Annotated in this window: 16 protein-coding genes; 15 read left to right on the top strand and 1 reads right to left on the bottom strand. The window is 37.8% G+C overall.

All coding sequences use genetic code 11. The features are described from left to right. The first annotated feature begins 575 nt into the window (after nucleotides 1-575). From spoVG to ACIP9C_RS22325, 15 genes are all read left to right on the top strand, one after another. The gene (gene spoVG, locus ACIP9C_RS22395; protein ID WP_401014862.1) at nucleotides 576-878 is read left to right on the top strand and encodes a septation regulator SpoVG; all 303 of its coding nucleotides are present in this window, start codon (nucleotides 576-578) and stop codon (nucleotides 876-878) included. A gap of 271 nt (nucleotides 879-1,149) precedes the next feature. Further along, the gene (glmU, locus tag ACIP9C_RS22390; protein ID WP_401014859.1) at nucleotides 1,150-2,520 is read left to right on the top strand and encodes a bifunctional UDP-N-acetylglucosamine diphosphorylase/glucosamine-1-phosphate N-acetyltransferase GlmU; all 1,371 of its coding nucleotides are present in this window, start codon (nucleotides 1,150-1,152) and stop codon (nucleotides 2,518-2,520) included. A gap of 24 nt (nucleotides 2,521-2,544) precedes the next feature. Continuing rightward, on the top strand, nucleotides 2,545-3,504 hold the full coding sequence (locus ACIP9C_RS22385) for a ribose-phosphate diphosphokinase (RefSeq protein WP_228134256.1): 960 nt from the start codon (nucleotides 2,545-2,547) through the stop codon (nucleotides 3,502-3,504). Nucleotides 3,505-3,817: 313 nt separating this feature from the next. Beyond that, on the top strand, nucleotides 3,818-4,411 hold the full coding sequence (locus ACIP9C_RS22380) for a 50S ribosomal protein L25/general stress protein Ctc (protein WP_401014856.1): 594 nt from the start codon (nucleotides 3,818-3,820) through the stop codon (nucleotides 4,409-4,411). Nucleotides 4,412-4,624: 213 nt separating this feature from the next. After that, entirely contained in the window at nucleotides 4,625-5,188 is a 564-nt protein-coding gene (gene pth, locus ACIP9C_RS22375) for an aminoacyl-tRNA hydrolase (protein ID WP_340821444.1), read from the top strand. Nucleotides 5,189-5,248: 60 nt separating this feature from the next. Then, entirely contained in the window at nucleotides 5,249-5,476 is a 228-nt protein-coding gene (locus ACIP9C_RS22370) for an anti-sigma-F factor Fin (RefSeq protein ID WP_228134495.1), read from the top strand. A 277-nt stretch (nucleotides 5,477-5,753) separates the two neighbouring features. Next, nucleotides 5,754-9,266 (top strand): transcription-repair coupling factor, encoded by a 3,513-nt coding sequence (gene mfd, locus ACIP9C_RS22365; RefSeq protein ID WP_401014852.1) that lies wholly within the window; start codon nucleotides 5,754-5,756, stop codon nucleotides 9,264-9,266. A gap of 187 nt (nucleotides 9,267-9,453) precedes the next feature. Beyond that, entirely contained in the window at nucleotides 9,454-9,990 is a 537-nt protein-coding gene (gene spoVT / locus ACIP9C_RS22360) for a stage V sporulation protein T (RefSeq protein ID WP_107896456.1), read from the top strand. 161 nt (nucleotides 9,991-10,151) lie between these two features. Further along, nucleotides 10,152-11,771: a putative polysaccharide biosynthesis protein gene (locus ACIP9C_RS22355; protein ID WP_401014850.1), complete on the top strand. Its 1,620-nt coding sequence runs from the start codon at nucleotides 10,152-10,154 to the stop codon at nucleotides 11,769-11,771. Between the two features lie 9 nt (nucleotides 11,772-11,780). Next, the gene (yabN, locus tag ACIP9C_RS22350) at nucleotides 11,781-13,241 is read left to right on the top strand and encodes a bifunctional methyltransferase/pyrophosphohydrolase YabN (protein ID WP_401014847.1); all 1,461 of its coding nucleotides are present in this window, start codon (nucleotides 11,781-11,783) and stop codon (nucleotides 13,239-13,241) included. A 4-nt stretch (nucleotides 13,242-13,245) separates the two neighbouring features. Further along, nucleotides 13,246-13,536 (top strand): RNA-binding S4 domain-containing protein, encoded by a 291-nt coding sequence (locus ACIP9C_RS22345; protein WP_228134262.1) that lies wholly within the window; start codon nucleotides 13,246-13,248, stop codon nucleotides 13,534-13,536. A gap of 280 nt (nucleotides 13,537-13,816) precedes the next feature. Then, nucleotides 13,817-14,116, top strand: coding sequence for a sporulation protein YabP (gene yabP, locus ACIP9C_RS22340; RefSeq protein WP_004229167.1), 300 nt, complete (start codon nucleotides 13,817-13,819; stop codon nucleotides 14,114-14,116). After that, nucleotides 14,113-14,604: a spore cortex biosynthesis protein YabQ gene (yabQ, locus tag ACIP9C_RS22335; RefSeq protein WP_401014843.1), complete on the top strand. Its 492-nt coding sequence runs from the start codon at nucleotides 14,113-14,115 to the stop codon at nucleotides 14,602-14,604. The genes yabP and yabQ overlap by 4 nt, the downstream gene beginning before the upstream one ends. A gap of 16 nt (nucleotides 14,605-14,620) precedes the next feature. Continuing rightward, nucleotides 14,621-15,025 (top strand): FtsB family cell division protein, encoded by a 405-nt coding sequence (locus ACIP9C_RS22330; RefSeq protein WP_401014840.1) that lies wholly within the window; start codon nucleotides 14,621-14,623, stop codon nucleotides 15,023-15,025. Nucleotides 15,026-15,159: 134 nt separating this feature from the next. Beyond that, nucleotides 15,160-15,588: a S1 domain-containing RNA-binding protein gene (locus ACIP9C_RS22325; RefSeq protein ID WP_024362602.1), complete on the top strand. Its 429-nt coding sequence runs from the start codon at nucleotides 15,160-15,162 to the stop codon at nucleotides 15,586-15,588. Nucleotides 15,589-15,790: 202 nt separating this feature from the next. Here the strand turns inward: ACIP9C_RS22325 and ACIP9C_RS22320 are convergent, their stop codons facing one another. After that, nucleotides 15,791-16,039 (bottom strand): hypothetical protein, encoded by a 249-nt coding sequence (locus tag ACIP9C_RS22320; protein ID WP_401014836.1) that lies wholly within the window; start codon nucleotides 16,037-16,039, stop codon nucleotides 15,791-15,793. Nucleotides 16,040-16,121: the final 82 nt, after the last annotated feature.

The following is a 16,121-nucleotide window of genomic DNA, read 5'->3' as shown; positions in this document are numbered from 1 at the left end:
GAACGAAAGCTCTTTTAAAGGGCTTTTATTCTTTTATTATAGATTATTACTGCCGTTCATTTACGTGGCGTGTGGCGCTTTCTTTACAGCACTCTGTAAGCCGTAACTCGCTAAGACAAGGTTTGTTACGCATTACGTTATGTGCTGTGCTGAGCAGAAGTGGCGGTCTTTCACTCCAAACAACGGAACACGTTGGTAGAGTATTCTAATTTATGAGCATCAAAAGGCTGAAAGTTCTTTTATAGGGCTTTTTTTTACTTGCTTTAAATATGCCTTCTAATTCTTAAAGAGCCGAATAAAAACTAAATATGCACTGATTTCAGTGTGGAATCAAACCACTGTTGAAACAAGTTAATGGATCTAAAAAGTCGCAATTACGCCGCGTAATTAATTAGTTTTTTAAAATTTGACAAACAATTGTCAAATTTACCGTAAACTAGAGAAAATATTATAACAAATTAAAAATGAAGTATTCAAATTTTTTAGAAAATTTGGTAGACTATGAAAAGGGAAATATTCGGTAATATGAATATAATATTTTCATTTAGGCATCTAAGATGAGAGGTGGTGAGAAAATGGAAGTTACTGATGTAAGATTACGTCATGTACAAACGGATGGTCGCATGCGTGCGATTGCTTCCATTACACTCGACAATGAGTTTGTGGTACATGATATCCGCGTTATTGATGGGAATACAGGCTTGTTCGTCGCTATGCCGAGTAAACGTACACCAGATGGCGAATTTAGAGATATTGCGCATCCTATCAATTCTACGACACGTAACAAAATTCAAGAAATTATTTTAAATGCTTACCATAACTCTAGCGATTTACCAGAGTCAGAACAAGCAGTTGAATTAGAAGGAATTGGCGTATAGTTTTATGAAAATAAATACTCGTTTAAAGGTTATTTACAAATAAGTATCCTTTTGGCGGAAGAAAATAAAAAGAACTCTTCAATTATTGAGGAGTTCTTTTTATTTTCAAAAAAGAGAAAAACAGCAATTTGTAGTGCATAGCTCATTACATTCGAGCATAAGGTGTGTTTGATTTAGGAATTCACCGTTTAGTCAATTCTACATGCCTTGAAAATAGATGAATTTTGCTATATAGTCATAAGAGAAAATGAGCGTATTGGAGGACTTACTGATGAGCAATATTTTTGCTGTCATTTTGGCTGCAGGTCAAGGTACACGTATGAAGTCCAAATTATATAAAGTGCTCCATCCAGTATGTGGGAAACCCATGGTACAGCATGTAGTGGATCACATTCAAACGTTAGATGTGAACCGCATCGTAACGGTTGTAGGACATGGTGCAGAAAAAGTAAAACAACAACTTGGAGATAAGAGCGAGTATGTTTTACAAGCTGAACAATTAGGTACAGCACATGCAGTACAACAAGCAGAGTCAATTTTAGGAAGCGAGCAAGGAACAACATTAGTTGTTTGTGGAGATACGCCACTTATTCGCCCTGAAACGATGAAAGCTTTATTTGAGCATCATCAAGCAAAAAATGCAAAAGCAACAATTTTAACTGCTGTTGCTGAAAATCCAACTGGCTATGGTCGTATTTTACGTGGCGATGGTGGGCAGGTGGAGCAAATTGTTGAACAAAAAGATGCAAGTGAAGAGCAGCAACGAGTGAAAGAAATTAATACTGGGACATATTGCTTCGATAACCAAGCATTATTTGAAACGTTAAAACTTGTGAAAAATGATAATGCACAGGGTGAGTATTATTTACCTGATGTAATTGAAATTTTACAAAAACAAGGCGATATCGTTGAAGCTTATGTAACGGATGATTTTGAAGAAACACTCGGTGTGAATGACCGTGTGGCATTGTCACAAGCGGAAGAGTTAATGCGTACGCGTATTAATGAGCGTCATATGCGTAATGGCGTGTCGATCATTAATCCAAATGCTACGTACATTAGCGCGGATGCAGTAATTGGTCGTGATACAGTGATTCAACCAGGCTCTATGATTGAAGGTGCAACTGTAATTGGAGAAGATTGTTTAATCGGCCCAAATACACAAATTATCGATAGCCGTATTGGTGATCGTACTTCTGTGCATTCATCTGTTGTACGAGAAAGCACTGTAGCGGAAGATACAGCAATTGGACCTTTTGCACATATTCGCCCACTTTCTGATATCGGTAGCCATGTTAAAATCGGTAACTTTGTAGAAGTGAAGAAAAGTAAATTAGGTAACGACACAAAAGTATCTCATTTAAGCTATATTGGAGATGCTGAAATAGGCAATAACGTCAATGTTGGCTGTGGTTCTATTACAGTAAACTATGATGGGAAAAACAAGTTCCAAACAATTATTGAAGATGATGTATTTGTAGGATGTAATACTAACTTAGTAGCGCCAGTGAAAGTTGGAAAAGGTTCATTTATTGCAGCAGGATCTACAATTACAAAAGAAGTTCCTGAGGATGCACTAGCAATTGCTCGTGCAAGACAAGAAAACAAACCGAATTATGTAAGCAAATTAAATTCAAAATAATTATCAAATAAACAGGAGGCCATCATGCCGTATCAATATGCAAACTCACAATTAAAAATATTTTCACTCAATTCTAATAACCCACTAGCCCAAGAAATTGCGCAAGAAATGGGAGTTGAATTAGGGAAATCTTCAGTTAAGCACTTTAGCGATGGAGAGATTCAAATTAGTATTGAAGAAAGTATTCGTGGTTGTGATGTGTTTATCGTGCAGTCTACTTCTGCACCTGTAAACGAACATTTAATGGAGCTTTTAATTATGGTAGATGCCGTGAAGCGCGCATCTGCTCGTACAGTTAACGTTGTAATGCCTTATTATGGTTATGCTCGTCAAGACCGTAAAGCAAAAGCGCGTGAGCCAATTACAGCTAAATTAGTGGCAAACTTACTTGAAACGGCTGGTGCAACACGTGTTATCGTTTTAGACTTACACGCACCACAAATCCAAGGTTTCTTCGATATTTTAATTGACCACTTAATGGCGGTACCTTTACTTTCTGATTACTTCAAATCTAAAGGTATTCCTTCTGAGGAAATCGTAATTGTTTCTCCTGACCACGGTGGAGTAACTCGTGCGCGTAAAATGGCAGAACGTTTAAAAGCACCGATTGCAATTATTGACAAACGCCGTCCAAAACCAAATGTTGCGGAAGTGATGAATATCGTTGGTAATGTTGATGGTAAAGTGGCAATCTTGATTGATGATATTATCGATACTGCAGGTACAATTACAATTGGCGCTGACGCTTTACGTGCTGCTGGAGCCAAAGAAGTATATGCTTGCTGCTCACACCCAGTACTATCAGGTCCAGCAATCGAGCGTATTGAAAACTCTGCAATTAAAGAATTAGTAGTAACAAATACAATTCAACTTTCTGATGAGAAAAAATCACCAAAAATTACAGAGCTTTCAGTAGCTAAATTAATGGCAGATGCAATTTCTCGTGTATACGAAAACAAATCAGTAAGTACTTTATTCGATTAATTTTAATTAGAATAAATATATATTTGATATAGCATAATGTGTGACAAAAAAAGGACAAATCTACATTTATGAGTAGATTTGTCCTTTTTGTATAGTTGTTAAGTTTGAATATTCTAATTAAAGGGTATAATAGTATTTGTTACTGTGTAATATTTACGTTTATTAGAGAAATGAGATGTAAATATTATTAAAGCCTTTAGCGACTGTCATAAACTAATAACAGAAGATAGCATTTTTTATATTAAATTCTGTAATTGGCATGTGGCATCAGTGTTAAGGCATAAATAATTTTCTTGGAAGGGGAAGGTATAGTATGAGTACAGTGTTAAGTGTAAATAAACGCGAAGCTGGGCATCGTTCAACATTAACCCAACTTAGAAAAGGGGGAGCCATTCCTGCTGTTATTTATGGCTACAAACTAGATTCAACCCCAATTTCTATTTCAGCGAAAGAATTTAGACAGTTCGTTCAAAAAAACGGACGTAATGGTGTCATTCCGGTGGAGTTAGATGGTGAAAGGGTAAATGTCGTTGTATCAGAAGTACAAAGATGTACACTGAAAGATGAAGTGAATCATGTTGATTTTTTAGCAATTAATATGTCTGAAGAATTAGAAGTAGACGTAGCGGTAACACTTGTTGGAGAATCAGCTGGTGTAAGTGAAGGTGGCATTTTAATGCAGCCGAATTTGGAAGTGAAAATAAAAGTTAAACCTACTGATATTCCAGAAACATTAGAAATTGATATTACGAAACTAGCAATTGGAGAAACTATTATGGTAGCGGATATTCGCGATCATGTGGATTTTGAAATTGTGAACGAAGATGATCATATTTTAGTAACAATTATGGCGCCAACAGTTTCGGCAGATGACGATACTGAAGTTGAAGAAAGCGTTGAGTCATAAGGTTAAATGTATGTTTGAAGGGAAGGCTATCGAGGAAGTCGTAAAAGACGGACTCGATAGCTTTTTTTGTTGTAGTAAAAATTAATGGTTTTTACGACGGCGCGATAAATTTTTATCATACTTATATTTGTTCATACTGGGATGAACGAAATGTTTTCTTATAGCTCAGTATGGTAAAATAATGACTATTAGATTGAAAGAAGTGAGGTACTTATGAAAATTATCGTTGGTTTAGGAAATCCAGGTAAACCTTATGAGCATACAAGACATAATATTGGATTTGATGTAATTGATGCATTAGCTAAAAAGTGGGATGCTCCGTTAGCAACTTCAAAATTCAATGGCATGTATGCGACAGTACATCGTCCTGAAGGAAAGGTTCTACTTGTTAAGCCTTTAACATATATGAACTTATCAGGTGAATGCGTTAGACCTCTCATGGACTATTTTGATATTGATGTAAAAGATTTAATTGTAATCTATGATGATTTAGATTTAGAAACAGGAAAATTGCGTTTGCGTCAAAAAGGTAGTGCAGGTGGACATAACGGCATTAAATCTTTGATTCAACATTTAGGAACACAGGAATTTAATCGAATTCGTATTGGTGTGAGTCGTCCACCGGCTGGCATGAAGGTAGCGGATTATGTGCTATCGAAGTTTTCTAAAGAAGACAATATTGTTATGGCAGATGCTATTGATAATAGTGTTAATGCAATAGAAGCGTCTCTTTCAAAACCATTTCTTGATGTGATGAGCCAATTTAACGGTGCATAATCCTTTTCCAAAATGTCTATACTTTAAGTAGTAAGTTGCTTAAAGGAGGATGATTTGGAGATGGCAATTCGCTACCGTTGTAGGCATTGTGAAGTAGAAATAGGAACACTACCATTTGATGCAGATGATACAATTCGAAAGTTGCATATTTTCGAATTAGGTGAGGCAGATGATTATGTTGAAAAGGATCAACATGGACAAACGACTGTACACTGCATTTGTGAGCAATGTGAGGATTCGCTTAGACAATATCCAGATTATCACGCACTCAATAAATGGATTCAATAATGGAAGGATGCTTTGGCGCACATTGCGTGCGTTCAAAGCTTTTTCCGTTTTTATTTTTTGAAGTAGAAATTTACGCTGCTTTTAATAGTAATGCAAGGATAATAAACATGATGTATATGAGTGCGTTATGTTTTATAAACCGAGAGTTTAATGACTAGGACAATTATACAAAGGTGAACTTGATAATTAGACAAATGAAATGTGTAATATCGTACTAGATTGATAGTATGAGCACATTGAATAATTAGAATTTTCGCGCTGAAAGGAGCTTTTGACTGTGGAAGTTTTACGACAGATTGTGTCGCAGGACAAACATATCACATCATTTTTACAGGAGATTCAGAGCGGCAATACAGCATCTCAGCTCATTACAGGTTTAACAGGAAGCGCACGGCCAATTATGGTCGATGCGTTATTTGACCATGTACAAAAACCAATTTATATTGTGTCACCCAACTTATTGCAGGCACAAAAAATGGCGGATGAGCTTGTAGGGTTATTAGGAGAGGAATATGTCCACTATTACCCAGCAGATGAGTTTATTGCAGCAGACTTATCAGTGGCCTCTCCAGAGCTTCGAGCAGAGCGTATCGCAACGCTTGATTGTCTAGCGAGAGGTGAAAAGGCCGTTTACATTATACCTATTGCTGGCTTGCGAAAAATGATGCCCCCGAAAGAACATTGGATACATTATTTTTTACAGACGGCCGTAGGTGAGGAAGTACAAATAGAGGAATGGCTTCAAACGCTCGTAGCGATGGGATATGTCCGTAACTCAATGGTAACTACGCCTGGTGAATTTGCGTTGCGTGGAGGCATTTTAGATATATATCCTCCGTATTTAGAAGCACCTATTCGAATAGAGTTATTCGATACGGAAGTAGACTCGATTCGTACATTTTCTGCAGATGATCAGCGTTCAATTGATAAATTACAAAAAGTTCGTATTTTATCTGCATCAGAAGTAATTTTGACAAAGGAAGAAAGAATAGCTTTAGCAGGTCGTTTAGAAATTGCGTTAGCGACAAGCTTAAAAAAAGTAAAGAAACAGGAGACGAAAGAGCTTCTGTATCAACATATTCAATACGATATTGAACTGTTGCAGCAAGGAAACCTCCCAGATTTCGTTAATAAATATGGCTCATTGTTATATGATAAAACGGCTTATTTAGGCGATTATTTTGCACAGGATGGCATCGTATTATTTGATGAGCTTGGCCGCATTCAAGAAGTAATGGATGCATGGGAGCGTGAAGAAGAAGAGTGGTTTTTATCACTGATTGAAGAGGGGAAAATGGTACATGATGTGAAGCCAGCCTTCTCTTTAAAGGAAATTTTGGCAATGCTTTCACAGCAGAAGCTATATTTCTCATTATTTTCACGTACATTTGCTGGTATTACCTTTAATAAGACAACTAATTTTTCATGTAAGCCGATGCAGCAATTCCACGGGCAGATGGCATTATTACAAAATGAAGTTGAACGATGGCAGCTCGGTAAATTTACGGTGCTTATCGTAGCTAGGGATAAAAACCGCGTGAAGCGTGTACAGCAAATGCTTGAGGAATACGACATTCATGCAACAATTGGGGAGCCGACTGAGTCTGGTCTCTATATTGTAGAAGGCGGATTATCAAGTGGATTTGAATTGCCTTTGCAGCGTTTGGCCGTCGTAACAGAGGATGAATTATTTAAACAGCAAGCAAAGAAAAAATCACGACCTCAAAAAATGACAAATGCAGAGCGTATTAAAAGCTATACAGAAATTAAGCCGGGCGACTATGTGGTGCACGTGCACCATGGGATTGGGAAATATATCGGTGTAGAAACACTAGTAGTCAATGGGACACATAAAGACTACTTGCATATACGATATCGCGCAGATGATAAATTATATGTGCCTGTGGAGCAAATTGATTTAATTCAAAAATATGTGGCATCTGAAGATCGCGAACCGAAGCTACATAAATTAGGTGGAGCGGAGTGGAAAAAAGCTAAAGCAAAGGTTTCCTCTGCCGTTCAAGATATTGCAGATGATTTAATTAAGCTCTATGCTAAGCGTGAAGCGGAAAAAGGGCATGCTTTTGCGCCTGATAATGATGATCAACGTAATTTTGAGACATCATTCCCTTATGAAGAAACAGAAGATCAGCTACGTTCAATTATTGAAGTAAAACGTGATATGGAACGAGAACGCCCAATGGATCGCCTAGTATGTGGCGACGTAGGATATGGCAAAACAGAAGTAGCCATTCGTGCTGCATTTAAAGCCATTCAAGACGGTAAGCAAGTTGCCTTTCTCGTGCCTACGACGATTTTAGCGCAGCAGCACTACGAGACGATCCGTGAGAGATTCCAGGACTTTGCAATTAATGTTGGCCTACTATCTCGCTTCCGTACGAAAAAAGAGCAAGGAGCGACATTAAAGGGTTTAAAAGAGGGGCAAGTTGATATTGTAATAGGAACTCATCGAATATTATCTAAAGATTTAACGTTCCAAGATCTTGGCCTACTCATTGTAGATGAGGAACAGCGCTTTGGTGTGACACATAAGGAAAAAATTAAACAGTTGAAAACGAACGTGGACGTGTTAACTTTAACAGCAACGCCTATTCCAAGAACGCTGCATATGTCTATGGTAGGTGTGCGTGATTTATCGGTTATTGAAACACCTCCTGCAAACCGTTTCCCAGTGCAAACTTATGTTATGGAGCATAGTGGTGCACTAGTACGAGAAGCAATTGAGCGTGAAATGGCACGTGGTGGTCAAGTATTTTACTTATACAATCGAGTAGAGGATATGGCACGGAAGGTTGACGAAATTCAAACGCTTGTCCCTGAAGCACGTATCGGACATGCACACGGCAAAATGACTGAAGCACAATTAGAATCTGTCATCTTAGCCTTTATTGAAGGGGATTATGATGTTCTTGTAACGACTACAATTATCGAGACTGGAGTAGATATTCCTAATGTCAACACGCTTATTGTCCATGACGCAGATCGAATGGGTTTAGCGCAACTGTATCAATTGCGAGGTCGTGTAGGTCGATCAAATCGAGTAGCGTATGCCTACTTTATGTATCAGCGTGATAAAGTACTTACAGATGTAGCAGAGCAACGACTACAAGCTATTAAAGAGTTTACGGAGCTCGGATCTGGTTTTAAAATTGCTATGCGTGATTTATCGATTCGAGGAGCTGGAAATTTATTAGGTGCACAGCAACATGGCTTTATTGATTCTGTTGGCTTTGACTTGTACTCGCAAATGTTAGAAGAGGCCATTGCAGAACGACAAACTGGCGTGAAAAAAGAGGAGAAGCCAGAGATAGAAATTTTATTGAACGTCGATGCTTATATTCCTGATACGTATATTCCGGATGGCTATCAAAAAATTCAAATGTATAAGCGCATTAAAGCGATGGACCAAGTGGAGGAATACGAAGAAATTATCGAAGAATTGCAAGACCGTTTCGGTGATTTACCGATTGAAACAGAACGATTACTGCGTATTGCACGGATGAAAATTTGGGGCTTAGAAATGGGCGTTTCCTCTATTAAAGAAAAGCAAAAGGTTATCTCTATTTTGATATCTGAAGAGGGGTCTGCAAAAGTAGATGGCAGTAAAATTGTAACTGAAACGATGAAATTTGAGCGAGCTGTTGGCTTTGGTATGGATAGTATGCAATTGATATTGACAATTGATGAGCGTAAATGCAATAAATACCATCATTTTGATATATTAGAAGAAATAATGCAGATTATTGCAAAATCGAAAAAAAATATGTGAAAAAAGGCTGAACTTGTTGACAAATTGGCAAGTTCAGCCTTATTGTATGAAAAGACAAATTTTTATTAAAAAAAATAATGTTGGATTCAAAATCCTTTTCGTTCATTTTTTGCATAGATTGTCTTGAGAAAAACCATACTATTGTTGTAGAAAAATTTTAATGAATACGAAAGCGAGGCAGTTTAGCATGAAAGCAACAGGAATTGTTCGTCGTATAGATGATTTAGGACGTGTGGTAATACCGAAAGAAATTCGTAGAACGCTACGTATTCGCGAAGGTGACCCGTTAGAAATTTATACGGACCGTGAAGGTGAAATCATTTTGAAAAAGTATTCTCCAATTAATGATTTAGGAGAATTCGCACGTGAGTATGTAGAAACATTGTATGAAACGCTAGGCACTCCAGCGTTTGTAACAGACCGAGACGAAGTAATCGCTGTTGCAGGGATTGGCAAGAAAGAATATATCAATCGCCGTATTACATCTTTTGCAGAAGGTTTTATGGATGAGCGTTCAACAAAAATTGAGAAAATGGAAACAACTATTGAAATTGTTCCTGGACAATATGAGCAAGTTAAATCATATTGTGCAACACCAATCATGGTGAATGGTGATCCAATTGGTTGTATCATTGTTTTATCTAAAGTACATTTTGTTGGCGAAGTAGAAGTAAAAGTAGTGGAAACAGCTGCTAATTTCTTAGCAAAACAAATGAATAATTGATGAACATCGAAAGTTATTGTCATGACTCTTTTAGGGTGAACAATAACTTTTTTTGTATACATAATGCTGTGCCGATAGCGGAGACAGTGTTAACGTGAGCGTCATACTTTTGAGGTATGCTATACTATTGGCATTGTTAAATGAAGGAAAGAGGATAATTTATGTCGGAACGATTTGGTATGAAAAGTTACATGAAGGGTGCGGCATTACTAACCATTGCAGCACTCATTGTGAAAGTTTTAAGCGCAATTTATCGTGTACCTTTTCAAAATCTAGTTGGTGACGAAGGATTTTACATTTATCAACAAGTGTATCCTGTAATATCCATCTTTGTAGTATGGACATCAAGTGGTTTTGCAGTAGCTATTTCAAAAATGCTTGCAGATAATGATTGTATTGTAGACGAGGAAGAACGTACAGAGAAAAGACGAAGCATTATGCGGATTATTTTTCGTTATTTAACAGTACTTTCCTTCATATTTTTTGGTGTTTTATTTGCTGGAGCAGATGTACTTGCGAACATGATGGGTGATGCCAATCTTGCGCTATTAATACGCACAGGATCTTTTATTGTATTAGTAATGCCGGCACTTGCTATTTTTAAGGGTGGCTTTCAATCGAGAGGGATTATGGAGCCAATTGCTTATGCACAAGTACTGGAGCAAACGGTAAGAGTTTCCGTTATTTTGGCAGGAACGTTTATAATTATGGCGACAACAAAATCCCTCTATGGGGCAGGACAAATGGCTATTATTGGGACGGTCATCGGAGAAGTAGTTGGCTTATTATTAATTGCGTTTCTTTTTAGAAAACGCTTTGGTTCTTTTATTGGCAAACAACAACAAAGAATAGCAAGCTTTCCTGTGTTAAAAGAGGTGACATTGCTTAGTTTAAGTGTCAGTATGAGTAGCTTGTTATTGCTTGGCTATCAGCTTGTCGATTCATTTACTATTTTTTCACTTCTCATAGATAGTGGAATGGACGAGACATTAGCTAAGGAAACAAAAGGTATTTATGACCGCGGACAACCATTGGTGCAGCTAGGGGTTGTCATTGCTGCCTCATTATCGCTTGCTATTGTGCCACTTGTTGCACATATGTCTAACAAGCAAAATGGGCGCAGTGCAATGCCGTTTATACAGCTTACGTTTAGGGCCTCTGTATTGTTTGGCTGGGCAGCTTCACTAGGGCTAATATTAGTCATGCCTTATATTAATGCAATGTTATTTAAAACAGATGCACTATCAGAAGTACTTATGTTATATGTTCTACAAATTGTACCGTTGTCAATTATTTTGACATTTACAGCTATTTTGCAAGGTTTTGGGAAATTAAAAATGCCAGCTCTATTTTTATTTGTAGGTTTTTTATTGAAAGTATTACTGAATGTCTTCTCAATTGCTCCGTTTGGTGTTCTAGGCGCTGCTGTTGCTAATAATGTGGGACTTTTGTTCACAGCATTAGCGCTCGTGCTGTACTTAAAGAAAATTACAGGCATTCAATTGGCACCTGCAAGCTTTTATCAAAAGGTTAGTATTGCATCATTATGTATGTCAGTGGCAGTAATACTTTGGCTACAATTTACCCCAGCTTTGCTAAATGGATTTTTATCTGAACGCCTTGTCGCTGTGGTTGCTGGCTTTAGTGCGGTTTGTATTGGCGCAGTGGTGATGATTACTTGCATTGCAAAGCTACGAGTACTTGCTGAAAAGGAATGGTATCTACTGCCATTTGGTCGTAGAATGGCTGTTTATCAACTATGGTTAAATAGAAAGAAGTAGGTGGAGTTATTGAATACATTAACGATAATTGGCCTTGGCGCTGGTGATTTCAATCAGTTGCAAATGGGCGTTTATAAAAAATTAATAGCGGCAAAGAAGTTGTTTGTCCGGACGGTTGATCACCCTGTATTAGAGGAGCTAGCTAACGAAGGCTTACAATTTGAAAGCTTTGACGCTGTATATGAGAAGCATAGTACATTCCAGCCAGTGTATGAAGAAATTGCTCAAAGATTAATCGAGGCTACTGCAATGGGAGATGTGATGTACGCTGTACCTGGTCATCCGCTAGTTGCAGAGCAAACTGTTCAACTTCTTATTCAAGCAGCACAAGAAGATAAGGTCAATGTAGTAATAGAAGGTGGTCAGAGCTTTTTAGACCCTATTTTTGGTGCCTTAAAAATTGACCCAATTGAGGGCTTTCAATTACTTGATGGCACAAGCTTTTCGATGCATGACATTAATATGCGCCAGCACATTTTAATTGCACAAGTATATGATACATTCAGTGCGTCGGAAGTGAAGCTGACATTGATGGAGAAATATGATGATGAATATCCAGTAACGGTCGTTACAGCAGCGGGTTCCTCTCAAGAAAAGCTAGTGACAGTTCCGCTATATGAGCTTGACCAAAGCGTTGAAGTAAATAACTTAACAACGGTTTATGTGCCTCCGGTGACTTCTCAGGAGGAGGCGTTACGTGATTGGGCAACTTTCCGCCAAATTATTGCTACTTTGCGTGGACCAAATGGGTGTCCGTGGGATCAAAAGCAAACACATGAATCGCTAAAGAAATATTTACTAGAGGAAGCACATGAATATTTAGCTGCTGTAGACGCAGAAGATGATTTTGCGATGATTGAAGAGCTTGGAGATGTGTTATTACAAGTATTTCTACATGCGCAAATTGGAGAAGATCAAGGCTACTTCACATTAGAGGACGTTTTGGCTTCAATTAGTGAAAAAATGATTCGTCGTCATCCTCATGTATTTGGAGATGTCTCAGTTGAGGATGCTGACGGTGTCATTGCCAATTGGGAAGCGATCAAGGCTGAAGAAAAAGGTAGTAGCGACAAGCCGTTATTGGAAGAGGAATATCGTGCGTCATCTGCACTGCAAACAGCGTACAATTATCAAAAAAGGGCAGCTAAAGTTGGTTTTGATTGGCCTGATGTAGATGGCGCATGGGATAAGTTTGCAGAAGAGTGGCAGGAATTCCGTCATGAAGTGGCGAAAGGGTCTAATATGACGCGTCTCGATGAATTTGGAGATGTGTTATTTACACTCGTTAATTTAGCTCGCTTTTACAAGCTATCACCCGAAGAGGCCATGCTGCATGCAAATGAGAAGTTTGCAAGACGCTTTGGCTATGTTGAAGCGAAAGTAAAAGCTAGTGGTAAGCCATTTTCAGATTATACACTAGAACAATTAGATGCTTTTTGGCATGAAGCAAAGCAACTTGAGAAGGAGTAATAATATGCGATTAGATAAATATTTAAAAGTTTCACGATTAATAAAACGACGTACGTTAGCAAAAGAAGTCGCTGACCAAGGTCGTATCACGATTAATAGTAAAGTGGCGAAGGCTAGTAGTAGTGTGAAGGCTGGCGACGAACTAGCTATTCGTTTTGGCCAAAAAATTGTCACAGCTCGCGTGGAAGAGTTGCGTGACACTGTTAAAAAAGAAGATGCGGCGAAGATGTTTACAATATTAAAAGAAGAGCGTCTTGAAAAGGTTGAGCCTGAATTTATTGATGACGAAGACTAATTTTCACTTGCTTCAGAAGTATTCTACGGGGATAAACTCCAACACTGATTTCATAGTGTTCAAACGCTGGCTGAGTCAAGTTAAAGGTTCCTGCAATTGTCTCGAATTTTAATCGTGCTCGAAAAATCCAGGCGCAATTATACCGAGTTGTAATTGATTTGCTAATAATGTTATAAATTTTTTCTTAATAAAAGTAAGGCAACTTTCATAAAGTTTGTCATGCTTTTAAGGTTGTCCGCATAAAGTGAACAGAAGCTAGGACGACTAAAGGAGGAAAAAAATGACGCTACATCAAGAAAGTAATCGTTACACAATTCCATCTGGAGAACATATTTTAACGATTCGTAATCGTAAAAGAATGGACATGACTTCTGTAAAATCAATTGAACGCTTTGATCAGGAAGAGTTTTTTATTAAGACGTCCCAAGGGCATTTATTGATTCGTGGAGAGGAACTGCATATCGTTCACTTAGATGTTGACAAAGGGTTATTGACGCTTGAAGGAACTGTAAAAACCTTACAGTATGACGAGGAGGAAAGTGGCTTCTCGAAAGGTTTCCTTCATAAATTGTTTGGATGATTGTTAGTCAGCAATTCGTTCAGCTATTAGTCATGGTTGTGAGCGGTATCGCAGTTGGATTTATTATTGATAGTGTAAGGCTCATTGTTTTTTCAACTCCAAAAAGGTCAAGCCTCCGAAAGTGGATGATGGTTCTAGAATTATTGACTTGGATTCTACTCGGAGGGTTAACGTATTATTTATTGTTTTGGTTAAAAGATGGCGCATGGCGGGCTTACGACCCGCTTGCGCAGATTGCTGGTATATTTTTATATCAGACCTTTTTTCAAACCTTTTTACGTTTCGTTGCACGTATAATAGTGAATATAACATGGAAACCCTTTTGGTTTATCGTACGTTTAATAATCGCTATTATTCGACAAATCCTACACATATTTATGAAAATTGGAGCATTCGTCTTAAGACCTTTTGTCAAAATTTATTCGTATTTGTCCTACACTTTATTAAAAAAATTTCGATATATCAAGTATAATAAAAGACAACAATAACTTCGGAGGTGCGGGCATGACTAAACGTCATTCATCAAAAGATGAACAACAAAACTACACAAAGCTTGATAATGACTATGTCCGTAACACGGATAAGGCTATGAATCGTAAAGTGCAATCGCGTAAACGAAAAATACGCCGAATTGTTTTTTTTGCGATTGTGCCAGTCGTCATTATCGCCTTCCTCATAAATGTTCTAGTCCATCAGTCTGAAACGTTAGCTGAAAAAGAAAAGAAAAAACAAGAGGCAACTCAGCATTTGGTAAAGGTAAAAGATGAGCAGGATTCGTTAAATCTTAAGATTAAACAATTAGAAGATGATGAGTATATAGCAAAGCTATTACGCAAAGAGTACTTCTTATCAGAGGAAGGTGAAATTATTTTCATTATTCCTGAGAAGGAAGATAAAAAAGACGACTGAAAAGCTATGTATTGTTGACACACTTTTTTAGTTATATATAATGAAAAGAGAAACTTATTGAAGTAAAAAGTTTGATTAAATTGATTACATGGCTCAAAAGAGTCGCTTAATTTTTAAGGAGGAGCATTTTTTTTATGTCAATTGAAGTAGGCAGCAAGGTACAAGGTAAAGTAACAGGAATCACAAATTTTGGAGCATTCGTTGAGCTGCCAGACGGCAAAACAGGCTTAGTACACATCAGTGAAGTTGCTGACAATTATGTAAAAGATATCAATGAGCATCTAAAAGTTGGAGATGAAGTTGAAGTAAAAGTGATGAATGTTGAAGCGGATGGAAAGATTGGTCTTTCAATCCGTAAAGCAAAGCCTCAAGCTGAGAGACCAGAGCGTCCTCAACGTCCGCGTCGTGACAATCGTTCTAATGATCGTAACGAACGCCATCAGCCGAAGGAAAACTTTGAGCAAAAAATGGCACGTTTCTTAAAAGATAGTGATGAACGTCTAGCAACATTAAAACGTGCTACAGAGTCAAAACGTGGTGGTCGCGGGGCTAGAAGAGGGTAGTTTGCTGACTGTTTTAATCGTAGAAAAAGTGTATTAAATAGAACGGGGATTAGCTTTTGTTTATAACAAAGGCTAATCTTTTTTGTTTATAAACGCAAATTCTTTCCAGTGGCCGAGGGCAGTTAGTATTACTGGAATCGAAAAAACGTAATTTCATGTAGTTGAAATTACGTGGTGAAGTACGATTTTGGGTAGGGCGTACCTATAAAGTTGATGTTGGTCCTTTTTTCTTCTTTGGAGCTGACACAGGCTGCTCCGGTGTTGTTTCAGGTGTCTTCTCCACAGGGTTAGTCACCATTTTTACGAGTAAGTACACACCGTATACGCTTATGATGAGACCTGCAAGAAGTAAGAAAATTTGTATGGCAAAGGGTAAGTTAATGAGTATTGATACGAGAATGATCATTGAGCCACTCCCGCATGTTAAAGCAGCTTTAGTTAATGAACCCAAAGACAGTGAACCTCCTAGTAACATGAGCATTTTATAATAAGTATGCCACATTTTGAGAAGGTAGGTATACTAAAATGCTAAC

Origin of the sequence: Lysinibacillus sp. NPDC093210 (assembly GCF_044753985.1) — a bacterium.
Lineage (GTDB): Bacteria > Bacillota > Bacilli > Bacillales_A > Planococcaceae > Lysinibacillus.
Note: the sequence above shows the minus strand (reverse complement) of the source record. Positions and strands in the feature narration are given on the sequence as shown.

Excerpts from the sequence above, each read along its gene's own strand:
- spoVG (WP_401014862.1), top strand. The coding sequence starts at position 576 with ATGGAAGTTACTGATGTAAGATTACGTCATGTACAAACGGATGGTCGC.
- glmU (WP_401014859.1), top strand. The coding sequence starts at position 1,150 with ATGAGCAATATTTTTGCTGTCATTTTGGCTGCAGGTCAAGGTACACGT.
- ACIP9C_RS22385 (WP_228134256.1), top strand. The coding sequence starts at position 2,545 with ATGCCGTATCAATATGCAAACTCACAATTAAAAATATTTTCACTCAAT.
- ACIP9C_RS22380 (WP_401014856.1), top strand. The coding sequence starts at position 3,818 with ATGAGTACAGTGTTAAGTGTAAATAAACGCGAAGCTGGGCATCGTTCA.
- pth (WP_340821444.1), top strand. The coding sequence starts at position 4,625 with ATGAAAATTATCGTTGGTTTAGGAAATCCAGGTAAACCTTATGAGCAT.
- ACIP9C_RS22370 (WP_228134495.1), top strand. The coding sequence starts at position 5,249 with ATGGCAATTCGCTACCGTTGTAGGCATTGTGAAGTAGAAATAGGAACA.
- spoVT (WP_107896456.1), top strand. The coding sequence starts at position 9,454 with ATGAAAGCAACAGGAATTGTTCGTCGTATAGATGATTTAGGACGTGTG.
- ACIP9C_RS22355 (WP_401014850.1), top strand. The coding sequence starts at position 10,152 with ATGTCGGAACGATTTGGTATGAAAAGTTACATGAAGGGTGCGGCATTA.
- ACIP9C_RS22345 (WP_228134262.1), top strand. The coding sequence starts at position 13,246 with ATGCGATTAGATAAATATTTAAAAGTTTCACGATTAATAAAACGACGT.
- yabP (WP_004229167.1), top strand. The coding sequence starts at position 13,817 with ATGACGCTACATCAAGAAAGTAATCGTTACACAATTCCATCTGGAGAA.
- yabQ (WP_401014843.1), top strand. The coding sequence starts at position 14,113 with ATGATTGTTAGTCAGCAATTCGTTCAGCTATTAGTCATGGTTGTGAGC.
- ACIP9C_RS22330 (WP_401014840.1), top strand. The coding sequence starts at position 14,621 with ATGACTAAACGTCATTCATCAAAAGATGAACAACAAAACTACACAAAG.
- ACIP9C_RS22325 (WP_024362602.1), top strand. The coding sequence starts at position 15,160 with ATGTCAATTGAAGTAGGCAGCAAGGTACAAGGTAAAGTAACAGGAATC.